The organism is Streptomyces sp. NPDC048248 (assembly GCF_043201875.1).
In the GTDB taxonomy this organism is placed as follows: domain Bacteria; phylum Actinomycetota; class Actinomycetes; order Streptomycetales; family Streptomycetaceae; genus Streptomyces.
In genome coordinates, this window is sequence record NZ_JBICZL010000024.1 from 1 (window position 1) to 14,459 (window position 14,459).

The 14,459-nt window shown below is 69.6% G+C and carries 12 protein-coding genes and 1 pseudogene; 6 read left to right on the top strand and 7 right to left on the bottom strand.

From position 1 onward, the window contains the following. The 4 genes from ACGFZW_RS34345 to ACGFZW_RS34360 all read right to left on the bottom strand — a co-directional run. A partial coding sequence (locus tag ACGFZW_RS34345) for an NAD(P)-binding domain-containing protein (RefSeq protein ID WP_393897232.1) occupies positions 1-581 on the bottom strand: 581 nt, incomplete at its 3' end. A 114-nt stretch (positions 582-695) separates the two neighbouring features. Beyond that, positions 696-1,535, bottom strand: coding sequence for a TIM barrel protein (locus ACGFZW_RS34350; RefSeq protein ID WP_393897233.1), 840 nt, complete (start codon positions 1,533-1,535; stop codon positions 696-698). Positions 1,536-1,689: 154 nt separating this feature from the next. Beyond that, positions 1,690-3,462 carry a glyoxylate carboligase gene (gene gcl, locus ACGFZW_RS34355; RefSeq protein ID WP_393897303.1) on the bottom strand — a complete coding sequence of 591 codons (1,773 nt, stop codon included), beginning with the start codon at positions 3,460-3,462 and terminating at the stop codon, positions 1,690-1,692. 1,350 nt (positions 3,463-4,812) lie between these two features. Beyond that, the gene (locus ACGFZW_RS34360) at positions 4,813-6,039 is read right to left on the bottom strand and encodes an acyl-CoA dehydrogenase family protein (RefSeq protein ID WP_393897234.1); all 1,227 of its coding nucleotides are present in this window, start codon (positions 6,037-6,039) and stop codon (positions 4,813-4,815) included. Between the two features lie 162 nt (positions 6,040-6,201). On the opposite strand from ACGFZW_RS34360, the gene ACGFZW_RS34365 reads away from it, so the two are divergent. Then, positions 6,202-6,849 (top strand): TetR family transcriptional regulator, encoded by a 648-nt coding sequence (locus ACGFZW_RS34365; RefSeq protein ID WP_393897235.1) that lies wholly within the window; start codon positions 6,202-6,204, stop codon positions 6,847-6,849. A gap of 23 nt (positions 6,850-6,872) precedes the next feature. On the opposite strand, the gene def is transcribed toward ACGFZW_RS34365, so the two are convergent. Continuing rightward, entirely contained in the window at positions 6,873-7,424 is a 552-nt protein-coding gene (def, locus tag ACGFZW_RS34370; RefSeq protein ID WP_393897236.1) for a peptide deformylase, read from the bottom strand. Positions 7,425-7,611: 187 nt separating this feature from the next. Between def and ACGFZW_RS34375 the strand changes: the two genes are divergently transcribed. From ACGFZW_RS34375 to ACGFZW_RS34395, 5 genes are all read left to right on the top strand, one after another. Then, a complete protein-coding gene (locus tag ACGFZW_RS34375) occupies positions 7,612-8,850 on the top strand; it encodes a MurT ligase domain-containing protein (protein ID WP_393897237.1) in 1,239 nt (412 codons plus the stop codon). Between the two features lie 29 nt (positions 8,851-8,879). Further along, the gene (locus ACGFZW_RS34380; RefSeq protein ID WP_393897238.1) at positions 8,880-9,608 is read left to right on the top strand and encodes a type 1 glutamine amidotransferase; all 729 of its coding nucleotides are present in this window, start codon (positions 8,880-8,882) and stop codon (positions 9,606-9,608) included. 172 nt (positions 9,609-9,780) lie between these two features. Further along, positions 9,781-10,806, top strand: a complete 1,026-nt coding sequence (locus tag ACGFZW_RS34385; RefSeq protein ID WP_393897239.1) for a 6-phosphofructokinase — start codon at positions 9,781-9,783, stop codon at positions 10,804-10,806. A gap of 108 nt (positions 10,807-10,914) precedes the next feature. Continuing rightward, the gene (locus ACGFZW_RS34390; RefSeq protein WP_393897240.1) at positions 10,915-11,865 is read left to right on the top strand and encodes a cytochrome c oxidase assembly protein; all 951 of its coding nucleotides are present in this window, start codon (positions 10,915-10,917) and stop codon (positions 11,863-11,865) included. A 109-nt stretch (positions 11,866-11,974) separates the two neighbouring features. Next, positions 11,975-12,133 carry a hypothetical protein gene (locus tag ACGFZW_RS34395; protein WP_393897241.1) on the top strand — a complete coding sequence of 53 codons (159 nt, stop codon included), beginning with the start codon at positions 11,975-11,977 and terminating at the stop codon, positions 12,131-12,133. Between the two features lie 91 nt (positions 12,134-12,224). Here ACGFZW_RS34395 and ACGFZW_RS34400 read toward each other — a convergent pair whose 3' ends face one another. Together ACGFZW_RS34400 and ACGFZW_RS34405 are read right to left on the bottom strand one after the other, a co-directional pair. After that, on the bottom strand, positions 12,225-12,638 hold the full coding sequence (locus tag ACGFZW_RS34400; RefSeq protein ID WP_393897242.1) for an SSI family serine proteinase inhibitor: 414 nt from the start codon (positions 12,636-12,638) through the stop codon (positions 12,225-12,227). Between the two features lie 224 nt (positions 12,639-12,862). Continuing rightward, positions 12,863-14,379: pseudogene (locus ACGFZW_RS34405) on the bottom strand (2-isopropylmalate synthase). Positions 14,380-14,459: the final 80 nt, after the last annotated feature.

Consider the following 14,459-nt stretch of genomic DNA (forward strand, 5'->3'; position numbering starts at 1 on the left):
AACACCACCGCTTCGGCGCAGGCCTGGATGTTGACCGCGACGATCAGCTGGTTGGCGGCCTTGACCGTCTGACCGGCGCCGTGCGGACCGCACAGCACGATGGTCTTGCCCAGCGCCTCCAGGATCGGCTTGGCGGCGTCGAAGTCGGCCTGCTCACCACCGACCATGATCGACAGCACCGCCTCGATCGCACCCGCCTCACCACCGGAGACCGGCGCGTCCAGCACCCGGATGCCCTTGGCACCGGCGGCCTTGGCCAGGTCGATGGAGGTCTGCGGCGTGATCGAGGACATGTCGATCAGCAGCGCACCCGACCTGGCGTTGTCCACGATGCCGTCCGGACCGTAGGCGATGGCCTCCACCTGCGGCGACGCCGGCACCATCGTGATCACGACATCGGCGTCCTTGACCGCCTCCGCAATCGAGGCGGCCGCCGTGCCACCGGCCGCCGCCAGCCGCTCCAGCTTGTCCTGCTCCAGCGTGTAGCCGGACACCTCGTACCCGGCCTTGATCAGGTTCTCGGCCATGGGCGACCCCATGATCCCCAGCCCGACCCACGCGATCTTGGGCAGCTTGCTCATACCAAAGCCTCTTTCACACTCAAACGCTCAAACGTTGTACGGACGACGACCGGACCACCGCCACCGCGGCAGCACACCCGAGGAATCAAGCAGCCGGCCGTCAGCGGGCAGTCGTCAGCGGGCCGGGCGCTGTTCGGCCGGCAGCCAGGCGAAGGACTGCGCGCTGGGCGCGTCACCGGGCTTGTACTCAAGGCCCACCCAGCCGTCGTAGCCGCTCTTCCTCAGCCGGCCCAGCAGCCCGGCCAGGTCCAGCGCGCCGGTACCGGGCGCGCCACGGCCGGGGTTGTCGGCGATCTGCACATGCGCGGTCTTGGCCGTGTAGCGGTCGATGACCTCCTTGAGGTCCTCACCGTTCATCGACAGGTGGTAGAGGTCCATCAAGAACCGGGCGTTGTCCAGCCCCGTCGCCGCGTTGACCGCATCGACGACCTCGATGGCCTTCGGCGCCGAGACGATCGGGCAGGCCGGCGACTCCGGCGCGTTCAGCGCCTCGATCAGCAACGTTCCGCCCACCTCGCCCACCGCACGCGCCGCCAGCGTCAGGTTCTCCAACGCCAGCGCATCCTGCTCCGCCGCCGCCACACCCTCCACACGATTGCCGTACAGCGCGTTGAACGTCAGACAGCCAAGCGACCGCCCGAACTCCACCGCCACCGGCACATTCGCCCGGAACCGATCCGACTCCACACCCGGCACCGACAACGCACCACGGTCAGGACCCGGCAGCCGCCCCGCATAGAAGTTCAGCCCCACCAACTGCGTCCCCGCGTCATTGAGCGCGTCACGCAGTGCATCCAGCTCCGACCGCTCCGGCACCGGAGCATCCACCCACGGCCACCACAGCTCCACCGCCGTGAAACCCGCCGCCGCCGCGGCCGCCGGCCGCTCCAGCAACGGAAGCTCGGTGAACAAAATCGACAGATTGACGTTGAAGCGCGTGTCCGTGAAACCCATAAGGGCCGGCGCTCCTTCCGGATAGCGGATTTCTATTTCTGTTCTACGAGATGGTGGTACTGCCGGGCGGGGCGGTCAAGCCCCGCCCGGCACACCGATCCCCACGGGTCCTGCGGAGGACCGTGAGCCCCCTACAGGGGCTTTCCGTCCTGCGTCAGACCTTCAGCGGCTTGATCGCGGTGGGCGCGTGGCCCGGCTCGGTCGCGATCTCTTCCCACTCGTTCACGCTGGCGATGTCGGAACCGCTCATCGAGATGTTGGTGATCCGCTCCAGGATCGCCTCGACGACGACCGGGACGCGGTACTCGGCGGCGAGCTTCTTGGCCTCCTCGAAGGCGGCCAGCAGCTGGTCGGGCTCGGTGACCCGGATCGCCTTGCAGCCGAGACCCTCGGCGACCTTGACGTGGTCCACGCCGTAGACACCCAGCTCGGGGCTGTTGATGTTCTCGAACTCCAGGTTGACCTGGAAGTTGATGTCGAGGTTGCGCTGCGCCTGGCGGATCAGGCCCAGGTACGCGTTGTTCACCAGGACGTGGACGTAAGGGATCCTGTGCTGTGCACCGACGGCCAGCTCTTCGATCATGAACTGGAAGTCGTAGTCACCGGAGAGGGCGACGACCGGGGTCTCGGGGTCGGCGGTGGCCACACCCAGCGCGGCCGGGATGGTCCAGCCGAGCGGGCCGGCCTGGCCGCAGTTGATCCAGTGACGCGGCTTGTAGACGTGCAGCATCTGCGCGCCGGCGATCTGGGAGAGGCCGATGGTGGTGACGTAGCGCGTCTCCGGGCCGAAGGCCTTGTTCATCTCCTCGTACACGCGCTGCGGCTTCATCGGCACGTTGTCGAAGTGCGTACGGCGCTGCAGCTCGGCCTTGCGCTCCTGGGTGGAGGCGGCCCAGTCGCTGCGGTCGGGCAGCTTGCCCGCGGCCTTGAGCTCCTTGGCGACCTCGACGAACAGCTCCAGCGCGGCCTTGGCGTCGGAGGCGATGCCGTAGTCCGGGGCGAAGATCTTGCCGATCTGGGTCGGCTCGATGTCGACGTGCACGAACTTGCGGCCCTGGGTGTAGACGTCCAGCTTGCCGGTGTGGCGGTTGGCCCAGCGGTTGCCGATGCCGAGGACGAAGTCGGACTCCAGGAAGTTCGCGTTGCCGTAGCGGTGCGAGGTCTGCAGACCGACCATGCCCGCGTTCAGCTCGTGGTCGTCGGCGAGGATGCCCCAGCCCATCAGGGTGGGGATGACCGGGGTACCGGTCAGCTCGGCGAACTCGACCAGCAGCTCGGACGCGTCGGCGTTGATGATGCCGCCACCGGCGACGATCAGCGGACGCTCGGACTCGTTGAGCAGCGTGATGGCCTTCTCGACCTGGGCGCGGGTCGCGGTCGGCTTGAAGGCCGGCAGCGGCTCGTACGTCTCGGGGTCGAACTCGATCTCGGTCAGCTGGACGTCGATCGGCAGGTCGATCAGGACCGGGCCGGGACGGCCGGAGCGCATCAGGTGGAAGGCCTGCTGGAAGACGCCGGGGACCTGGGCTGCCTCCATGACGGTGGTCGCGGCCTTGGCGACCGGCTTGGCGATCGAGGCGATGTCGACGGCCTGGAAGTCCTCCTTCTGGATCACCGCGGTCGGGGCCTGACCGGTGATGCACAGGATCGGGATGGAGTCACCGATCGCGGAGTAGAGGCCGGTGATCATGTCCGTGCCGGCCGGGCCGGACGTACCGATGCAGACACCGATGTTGCCCGGGTTGGCCCGGGTGTAGCCCTCGGCCATGTGCGAGGCGCCCTCGACGTGACGGGCGAGCGTGTGGTCGATCCCACCGGCGCCCTTGAGCGCCGCGTAGAACGGGTTGATCGCCGCTCCCGGCACTCCGAAGGCGTTGGTCACGCCCTCGCGCTTGAGGATCTCCACCGCAGCGCGGGCGGCTGTCATTCGAGGCATCGAGTACTCCTGCGTCGACCTGTCAGGGGCAGTTCCGGCCGAAAGGCCAGGTTCTTAATTCCGCATCATGGAATCAATGTTTTGCTTTATGGAAGAAACGTAGAACGAGACGATCCACTCGTCAAGGGGGATGCCGTCCATGCGGCGCCGGAATGTCCGCGATGCTGGGTGCGTGGGAGGACGCGGGCGCGAGGCCACATGGCAGAAGGGAGGCGCGGGCGCGGTGGCGCGGGCGCCATGCGCGCGGGCGCGCGGCGAGGGCGCATGCGGGGAGGGCAGCAAGCCACCTCGCAGGCACCGGCGGCGACCTCCTGCGGACGCGCAGAAGTGCCGAAACAGGCCGACGCCGGCGCCCCGCCATGGGAGCACCGGCGTCGGCAATGCGCGCGATCCAGGTCAGGCGCCAGTGGGCGGCGTCCCCGAAATCTTCATACGGAGCCCGCAACGCACGTGACGGACAGGACGACACCCGCAGCGCGCAAGGCTCGCGGGTGCACCAACGGCGATCCGCAGCCGACTCCCCGTGAAGCGCGAACCCGCCACAACCCGCGCTGCCGGGCGAGCACGCCTCGAGGCGCGACCGAGCCGCGCGAGAACGCCGCGCTCACAGGTCGGCCGCTGCCGTCCCTGTCAGGTCGGCGAACGAACTACTTGATCAGCCAGAGCACGAAAGCGACGGCCGTGAAGAGCAGCACCGCACCCTCGACCCAGTCCGTGAACGTGAACTGGCTCTTCTTCTTGGAGTCGGGCTCTCGATCCCCGGTCATATCTCGTTGCCTTTCCCCGCGTTGGCCGAGCCTCCAGATCCACAGCATCACTCAATCATGGAAGCCAGACCCCCTCACAGCTCGGACCAGCGACGAGTCCTCTCCAAGGAGCTGGTTGACCAACTCTGCTGCACTGTGCGCCTGTTGGAGACTACGGACGACAGTTTTTCACCCAGAGCGCTCCCCGCGGGCCGTAGTCGCGGCGCAATAACTCACTGCGGCATCCACCGGCGCTCGACGCACCGAAGGCCCTACCCCGCATCAAGGTGGAGCTTTCAGGTGAGTCCGCTCTACATGCGCCCTGCCATGGGTACGTCCAGCGGTTCGGCACACCCGCCCGTCCGCCCGACCGACCGACCGAGCGACCGAGCGACCGAGCGAGGACAAGGTGCTGGATGGCCCGGGCCGTGTACTGCAGGGCATAGAGGGTGTTCGCCGCAGGTGACGTTGCGCATGGAGCTGACGATCGCCGATCAGTCGCAGGGCCCAGGGAAACGCCAAGGGCCCCACTCCAGCAGGAGTGGGGCCCTAGATCATTCCCGGCGAACTACCCGCGCCCTGAAGGGAATTGACCCTAGCGGATCGGCATACCCGACAGTGTTCGCGCGATGACCAGGCGCTGGATCTCGCTGGTGCCTTCGAAGATGGTGTAGATCGCCGCGTCGCGGTGCATCCGCTCGACCGGGTACTCGCGGGTGAAGCCGTTGCCGCCGAGGATCTGTACGGCCTGGGCGGTGACCTTCTTGGCGACCTCGCTCGCGTAGAGCTTCGACATCGAGCCCTCCGCGGAGGTGAAGGGCTTGCCGGTCGTCGCCATCCAGGAAGCGCGCCACACCAGCAGGCGGGCGGCGTCGACCTGGGTGCGCATGTCGGCCAGCTGGAAGGCCACGCCCTGGTTGTCGATGATCGGCCGGCCGAACTGCGAGCGGGTCTTGGCGTACTCCAGCGCCTCCTCGTAGGCGGCGCGCGCGGTGCCGACCGCCATGGCGCCGACCGCGGGGCGGGACGCCTCGAAGGTGGCCATCGCCGCGTTCTTCACGCGCTCGCCGCCGTTCTTGGCCCGCTCACGGGCGCGGGCAAGACGCTCGTCGAGCTTCTCCTTGCCGCCGAGCAGGCAGTGGCCGGGGATACGCACGTCCTCCAGGACGACCTCGGCGGTGTGCGAGGCGCGGATGCCGTGCTTCTTGAACTTCTGCCCCTGGGACAGGCCGGGGGTGTTCGGCGGGATGATGAAGGAGGCGTGGCCCTTGGAGCCGGCGTCCGGGTCGACCACCGCGACGACGACGTGGACGTTGGCGATGCCGCCGTTCGTCGCCCAGGTCTTGGTTCCGTTGAGCACCCACTCGTCCTTGGCCTCGTCGTAGGCCGCGCGGGTGCGCATCGCGCCGACGTCGGAGCCGGCATCCGGTTCGGACGAGCAGAAGGCGGCGACCTTCACGTCGTTCGCGTCGCCGTACATCTGCGGCACCCAGGTGCCGATCTGCTCCTCCGTGCCGTTCGCCAGCACCCCGACCGCGGCGAGACCGGTGCCGACGATGGACAGACCTATGCCGGCGTCCCCCCAGAACAGCTCCTCCATCGCCATCGGGATACCAAGGCCCGACGGGTCGAAGAACTGCTGGGCGTAGAAGTCGAGCGAGTACAGGCCGATTTTGGCCGCCTCCTGGATGACCGGCCAGGGAGTCTCCTCGCGCTCGTCCCACTCGGCGGCGGCGGGGCGCATGACGTCGGCGGCGAAGCCGTGAATCCAGTCACGGACTTCCTTCTGCTCGTCGTTGAGCTCCATGGTGAACTCGGCCATGACCCCTCCAGCGCTACGTTCTCAACTGTTGTTACTTGCGGTAACCCAGAGTGTGTTACTCGCCGGTAAGGAATGTCAACTCCCCAGGGTCCGATTTCGCCGTGGAGTGTGGGTGTTACGTTGCGCAAACGCCACGGATTCACAAGGGTGGGGAGCACGACCATGGAGAAGACACAGCACCTCGGTCGCCAGCAGGCGGCGACCGAAAAGCGGCGGCGGGAGCTCTTGGAGGCCGCGGAACGAATCGTGCTGCGTGACGGCCCGGAAGCGTCGATGAACGCCATCGCCGCGGAGGCCGGCATCACCAAGCCGATCCTGTACCGGCACTTCGGCGACAAGGGCGGGCTGTACCGCGCGCTGGCCGTACGGCACACCGACGCCCTGCTCGACAGCCTGCGGGCAGCGCTGGACGCGCCGGTGCTGCGCCGGGACCGCGTCGAGGCCACCCTCGACACCTATCTCGTCGCGATCGAGACCCGGCCGCAGGTGTACCGGTTCCTGATGCACCCGGCCGACGACGCGAACCAGGCCGAGTCCGGTTTCGATGTCGGACGGCACTCCGCTCCCCTGCTCCGCCGGCTCGGCGAGGAACTGGCCAAGGTCATCGGTGACCGGCTCGACCTCGGACCGGCCGGCGAGGAGATGGCACGCGTATGGGGGCACGGGATAGTCGGCATGATGCACGCGGCCGGTGACTGGTGGCTACGCGAACGCCCCTGCTCGCGCGAGCAGTTGGTCCAGCACCTGACCGACCTGTTGTGGGGTCAGCTGGCCCTCGTCAAGGACCGTGCGAGCGGCCCCGGCTTCTGAGCCGGAGGGCGCGGGTCCGCCGCTCAGCGTGCGGACTCCGCCGCCCAGGGCGCCTTGGCCGCCGCGCGCAGCGCCCGCCGGCGCCGCAGCCCGGTGAGGTGGTCGACGTACAGACCGCCGTCGAGGTGATCGCACTCGTGCTGGAGGCAGCGGGCGAAGAAGCCGCTGCCTGCGACCTTCCTGGGCTCGCCGTCGACGCCGAAGCCCGTCACCACGGCCTCGTCGTGCCGTGGGGTTCCGGCCTCGATACCGGGGAGCGAGAGGCAGCCTTCCGGGCCGCGCACGAGGGGACCGCCGGTTTCGAGGAGGCGGGGGTTGACGAGATGTCCGAGATGGCGGCGTTCCTCGTCGTCGGGGCAGTCATAGACGAACACCCGCAGCGGCACGCCGATCTGGTTGGCTGCCAGGCCCACGCCGCGGGCGGCGTACATCGTCGCGAACATGTCCTCGATCAGCCGGGCGAGTTCACCGTCGAAGGCGGTGACCTCCCGGCAGGGTTCGGTGAGGGCCGGATCGCCGAGGAGGCGCAGGGGGCGCGGGCGGCCTGAACTGCCCGGGATGGTGCGGGGACGCATGGGGGTAAGCGTACGGTCCTGCTCATACCGGATGACGCGGCACGGGTGGCGGGGTTCGGGCTCACGCCCGGATCTCGATAGGCTGCTCCCCGACCGAAGCCTCCGGCCGGTCGTCGGCTGCGGAGGAGGCGTTCCACCGGCAGCCCACAGGGCAGGAGGGCGCCGGATGCAAGGAGGATCAAGGACGATGGCAGGCAACACGGAGCCGCTGTCGCCGCGGGCCAAGCTGGCCGTGACGGCGGGCAAGGCCGCGGCGGCGGTATCGCGCGCGGCGGGCCGCGGCAGCGGATCGGTGATCGGTGGCCGGGTGGCACTCAAGCTCGACCCCGACCTGCTGGCCCGACTGGCCCGGCATTTGGACGTCATCCTGGTGTCGGCGACCAACGGCAAGACGACCACGACGCGGCTGATCGCTGAAGCGCTGCGGGCCAGCGGCCCGGTGGTCTCCAACGCACTCGGCGCCAACATGCCGGCGGGCATCACGTCCGCCCTGGCCGGTGGTTCCGACGCCCGTTTCGGCGTCATCGAGGTGGACGAGAAGTACCTCTCCGGCGTGGCGCGGGATGTGACGCCGAAGGCCATAGCGCTGCTGAACCTCTCGCGCGACCAGCTCGACCGGGCCGCGGAGACGCGGATGCTGGCCGAGCACTGGCGCGAGGGGCTGGCCGGCTCCAAGGCTCTGATCATCGCCAACGCGGACGACCCGTTGATCGTCTGGGCGGCGTCGTCGTCCGCGAACGTCGTGTGGGTCGCCGCCGGCCAGGAGTGGAAGGACGACGCCTGGTCGTGCCCCTCCTGCGGTGGCGTGATGCAGCGGCCGGGCGAGGACTGGTTCTGCGGGGAGTGCGGCTTCCGCCGTCCGACCCCCAGCTGGGCCCTGTCCGGCGACCACGTCCTGGACCCGCACGGCAGCGCGTGGCCGATCAAGCTGCAGCTCCCAGGTCGGGCCAACAAGGCCAACGCCACGACGTCCGCCGCGGTCGCTGCCGCGTTCGGGGTGCCGCCGCAGGTCGCGCTGGAGCGGATGTACTCCGTGCAGGCGGTAGCCGGCCGCTATGACGTCGTCACCTTCATGGAGCGGGAGCTGCGGCTGCTGCTGGCGAAGAACCCGGCCGGCTGGCTGGAGACGTTCTCGCTGATCGACCCGCCGCCGACGCCGGTGATCATGTCGGTGAACGCCCGCGGCGCGGACGGCACGGACACCTCCTGGCTGTGGGACGTCGACTACACCCGGCTCGCCGGGCACCCGATCTTCGTGCTCGGCGACCGCAAGCTGGACCTCGCCGTACGGCTGGAGGTCGCCGGGCTCGACTTCCACGTGTGCGAGAGCCTGGATGAGGCGGTGCGAATGGCGCCGCCCGGCCGGATCGAGGTCATCGCCAACTACACGGCCTTCCAGGACCTGCGCCGTCGCGTGGGCAACTGAGCATGATGCGCGGACAAGGAAGAGCGAGCATGAGTGACAACAGCCTGCGGCTGGTGTGGATCTACCCGGACCTGCTGAGCACGTACGGCGACCAGGGCAATGCCCTCGTCGTCGAGCGGCGGGCACGTCAGCGCGGCCTGGATGTGCAGCGTCTGGACGTGCGGTCCGACCAGCAGATCCCCACCTCCGGCGACATCTACCTGATCGGCGGCGGTGAGGACCGGCCGCAGCGGCTGGCCGCCGAGCGCCTGATCCGCGACGGTGGTCTGGACCGCGCGGTCTCCAACGGCGCCATCGTCTTCTCGGTGTGCGCCGGCTACCAGATCCTGGGTCATGAGTTCATCAACGACCTCGGTGAGCCGCAGCAGGGCCTGGGCCTGCTGGATGTGGTGAGCACCCGCGGTGAGGCGGAGCGCTGTGTCGGCGACGTCCTCGCCGATATCGATCCGCAGTTGGGGCTGCCGCCGCTGACCGGCTTCGAGAACCACCAGGGCGTGACGCACCTGGGCCAGACCGCCCGGCCGTTCGCCAAGGTGCGGTTCGGCAAGGGCAACGGCGTCGGCGACGGCTACGAGGGCGCGTGGAACGACACCGTCTTCGGCACGTACATGCACGGCCCGGTGATGGCCCGCAACCCGCACATCGCCGATCTGCTGATCAAGCTCGCGCTGGACGTCAACGCGCTGCCGCCGGCCGACGACCGCTGGTACGAAGCGCTGCGGCAGGAGCGGATCGCCGCGGCGACCCAGCCCGCCTGACCCACTGCAGGCCCTCTGGTCCGCTTTCTCCCGCATTGCTCCCGTTTCGTACGCCCGCAGTCCGCACTGCGGGCGTACGTGTGCCCAGGGTCTCCGCGCTTGTAGGGTGAGCGGGATCCAACCGGACGACGGGGTCCGGGCCTCCGGTTGAGTTGCAGAGGGTTTTCGAGCAATGCGTATTGGTGTACTCACCTCCGGCGGCGACTGCCCCGGTCTGAACGCCGTCATCCGGTCCGTCGTCCACCGCGCCACCGCTGATCACGGCGATGAGGTGATCGGTTTCCGGGATGGCTGGAAGGGCCTGCTGGAGGGTGATTACCGCAAGCTCGACCTCGATGCCGTCGGCGGCATCCTGGCGCGCGGCGGCACCATCCTCGGGTCGTCCCGGGTGCAGCCCGCCCATCTGCGTGACGGCGTCGAGCGCGCCCGCGGCCATGTCGCGGAGCTGGGCCTGGACGCGATCATCCCGATCGGCGGCGAGGGCACGCTGAAGGCGGCGCGGCTGCTGTCCGACGCGGGGCTGCCCATCGTCGGCGTCCCGAAGACGATCGACAACGACATCGCCGTCACGGACGTGACGTTCGGTTTCGACACCGCGGTGGGTGTCGCCACGGAGGCTCTCGACCGTCTGAAGACGACCGCCGAGTCGCACCAGCGGGTCATGATCGTCGAGGTCATGGGACGCCACACCGGCTGGATCGCGCTGCACTCGGGCATGGCGGCCGGTGCGCACGCGATCGTGGTGCCCGAGCGCCCCTTCGACATCGACGAGCTGACCGCCCGGGTCGCCGCGCGGTTCGACGCCGGCAAGAAGTTCGCGATCGTGGTGGTCGCCGAGGGCGCCAAGCCGCGCGAGGGCACGATGCCCTTCGACATCGGCGGCAAGGACATGTACGGCCACGAGCGGTTCGCCGGTGTGGCCCGTCAGCTCTCCGTCGAGCTGGAGAACCGCCTCGGCAAGGAGGCCCGCCCGGTCATCCTCGGCCACGTCCAGCGCGGCGGCACCCCGACCGCCTACGACCGGGTGCTGGCCACCCGCTTCGGCTGGCACGCCGTCGAGGCGGCGCACCGCGGCGACTTCGGCATGATGACCGCGCTGCGCGGCACGGACATCACGCTGGTGTCGCTGGCGGAGGCGGTGGAGACGCTCAAGACCGTGCCTGTGGAGCGCTACGCCGAGGCCGAGTGCGTGCTGTGACTTCCGCGCGATAGTCCCGCGCTGTACGAACCGCCCCCGGCCGAGGCATCGGCCGGGGGCGGTTCTAGTCTGGTCGCCGGAGTATTGGTACGAATCAGGAGCGAGCGGATGGATCACAGCGGGCACGGCATGAACATGGATCTGCCGCCGTTCACGCTGGGACGCGGTCTGGAGTTCGGGGGCGACGCGTTCTTCCTTGTCGGCTGCCTGCTGGGGCTGGTGTTGTACGGCTGGGCGGTGGTGCGTCTGCGGCGGCGCGGTGATGCCTGGCCGGTGAGCCGGATCGTCGCCTGGGTCGTGGGTGTCCTGACGGTCGCTCTGGTGATGTGCACCAAGCTCAACGACTACGGCATGGCGATGTTCAGCGTGCACATGGTCCAGCACATGGTCATCAGCATGCTGTCGCCGATCCTGTTGCTGCTGGGAGCGCCGGTCACGCTGACACTGCGCGCGCTGCCCACCGCCGGGCGCGGCAACAAGGGCCCCCGGGAACTGCTGGTGGCGCTGCTGCACAGCCGCTACATGCGCATCATCACGCACCCGGCCTTCACCATCCCGCTGTTCATCGCGAGCCTCTACGCGCTGTACTTCTCGCCGCTCTTCGACTTCCTGATGGGCTCGCGTACCGGGCACATCGCGATGATGGTGCACTTCCTGGCGGTCGGCCTGATCTTCTTCTGGCCGATCATGGGCGTCGACCCGGGACCGCACCGGCCGGGCTATGTGATGCGGATGCTGGAGCTGTTCGCGGGCATGCCGTTCCACGCGTTCTTCGGTATCGCGCTGATGATGGCCTCGGAGCCGATGGTGGGTACGTACACGCACCCGCCGGCCTCGCTCGGCATCGAGGCGCTGGCCGACCAGACGGCGGCGGGCGGCATCGCCTGGGCCTTCAGCGAGATCCCGTCCGTGGTGGTGCTGATCGCGCTGGTCTTCCAGTGGTACAAGTCCGAGGAGCGCCAGTCCCAGCGCTCGGACCGGGCCGCCGACCGCAACGGGGACAAGGACCTGGCGGACTACAACGCCTACCTTGCCTCGCTTCACGCCCGGGGGCAGTGACGCCGGGGACGGAGGACATCTAGCGGTACGGGCCGCGGCCGGGGACGATGGGTCCCAAGGCCGCGGCCCGTGGCGTGGGTGCCCGGGCCGGCAGGAGGAGGTTACGGGTATGCCCGGATCTGCTAAGACGATGGCCGTGTGCACGGTGGGGGGCCTGGTGGTCGCGACCGCCTACACCGTGGCACTGGGCGGCAATGGCTGGCTCTGGTTCTCCTGGGTGGTGTTGGCACTGGTGACGGTCGGGGTGGTGGCCGCGCGGCAGGCATGAGCGGCCGGACGGTCCCGTACCAAAGCCGCTGACCAGCGGTGACGCGACGGTGCCCGACGGGCGGCGCGCGTCGCCCGATCGGCGCGCGCCTTCAGAAGCGGAAGACCGGTCCCGTCGCGGAGTCCATGGTGCAGGCGCTGGGGAAGTCCCTGTGCCAGTCGATGGAGCCGCCACGCCACGTCCCGGTGGCGGTGACGGTGACCGGGTCGTACTCCTTGGTGCACGCGTGCGGCTCCCCGCGCAGGGCGTTCAGATCGCCCCGTGCCCAGGTCAGCGCGTCGCAGGCGGCCGTGCCGTGCGGATGGTCACCGCGGGTGTCGGGGCAGACGAGCCGGATGCCGCGGACCCAGGTGTGCTGGGCGTCGGACACGGTCAGGAACAGGCCGCCGTCGCTCGCCGGCCGGGCCGCGCCGGCCGGGGTGGCCGTTGCGGCCAACACGGTCAGCACCGCCACGGCGGCGGGGACGGTGACACGGGCGAACAGACGTGAACGGCTCTCGGACATCACGGGCTCCTGAAAGGCACGGCGGGATCGACTGCGGGAGCGTGGGCTCGGGCACCGCGGCGCCCGGCCGCCCCAGGGCACCCCGCCGGGCGTCCCCGGACAAGCGGCCACGCCGTGGGGTCGCCCGGACGGAGCTTCCGCGGCCCCGTTCTCGCGGAGCCGCACGGAGCCTGCCGAGGTGGCGGGACGCACTTCCGTGGTCCCGCCACCGAAAGCGTGCCCGGTCAGCGCGCGCGGTTCACGGCGGCCACGACCGCCCGCACGGATGCGGTGAGCACCGAGGTGTCCTGACCGGCGCCCCGGACGATCGTTTCGTCGACGCGGCATTGGACGTAGGCCATCGCCGGGCTGTCGGGGCCGGTGGTGGTGGCGTGCTCGGTGTAGCCGAGGATGTCCACGGCGATTCCGGTGTCACCGAGAGCCGCGGTCAGCGCGGAGAGCGGACCGTCGCCCAGGCCCTCGTACTGCCGCGGGCCGTCAGCGGTGACCAGTTCACAGGTGAACCGGTGCTTGTCCGCGCCGACTTCTTCCGTGCTGAAGGAGGTCATCGTGACCGCGCCCTGGTGACCGGGGGCGAGGTAGGTGTCACGGAACAGGGTCCACAGGTCCTCGGGGGTGGCCTCGGTGCCTGCCGAATCCGTCCAGTGCTGCACGACGGTGGAGAAGTCGGCGCGCAGCGCCTGGGGCAGTTCGACCCCGTGGTGCGCCTGGAGGAGGTGCGCGATGCCCCCCTTGCCGGACTGGCTGTTGATTTGGATGACGGCCTCGTAGGTCCGGCCGACGTCCTTGGGGTCGATGGGCAGGTAGGGCACGGCCCAGGGCGCCTGTCCCTCGCCGACGCCGAGTTCCGCGGCCCGGCGGGTGTGGTGGGCAAGCCCCTTGCTGATGGCGTCCTGGTGGGTGCCGGAGAACGCGGTGTGGACGAGGTCGCTGCCGTACGGGTCGCGAGGGTGTACGGGCAGTTGGATGCACTCGGTGACGACGTCGCGGACCGCGTCGATGTCCGAGAAGTCGATCTGGGGGTCGATGCCCTGCGCGTGGAGGTTGAGGGCCAGCGTGACGAGGTCGACGTTGCCGGTGCGTTCCCCGTTGCCGAACAGGCAGCCCTCGACGCGCTGCGCACCGGCGAGGACGGCGAGTTCGGCGCAGGCGGCTCCGGTGCCGCGGTCGTTGTGCGGGTGCACGGAGAGGATCACCGAATCCCGCCGCTCCAGGTGGCGGTGCATGTACTCGATCTGGTCGGCGTAGACATTGGGGGTGGCGACCTCCACCGTGGCCGGCAGGTTGTGGACCACGGGGCGGTCGGGGGACGCCTGCCACAGCTCGGTGACGCCGTTGCAGAGTTCCAGGACGAAGTCGGGCTCGGTGAGGATGAAGACCTCGGGCGAGAACTCGAAGCGGATGTCGGCGTCCGGACGGGCGTCGGCCAGCCGCGACATGAGCGTGGCGGACTCGCGGACCACGTGGAGGATCTCGGCGCGGCCGCGGCCGAGCGCCCGGTGTCCATCGGTTCGGCCAGGGCCTGGTTGCCGTCCCTGCGGTCGACCGGCACCCACAGCGGGGCGCGTTCGAGGCGGGCTTCGGGCCACCGGCGGCCGGTCAGCGCGATGTCGACCTTGTCGTGGACGGGTCGGTAGCGGTGGCTCGGCATCGCGCTGGAGCGCTGGGGGTTCCAGGCGGGCGCTCCCTCCGGGAGCGGGCCGTCAGGGGTGCGGAGCCTTGAAAAGTCGGCAGAGGTCATGACGGGAGACGTCCTTCTCGTGTCGGCAGGCGACCAGCGGTGCCGAGAACGCCGCGGCGGGGTGCCGGTCCGTCAGGCCC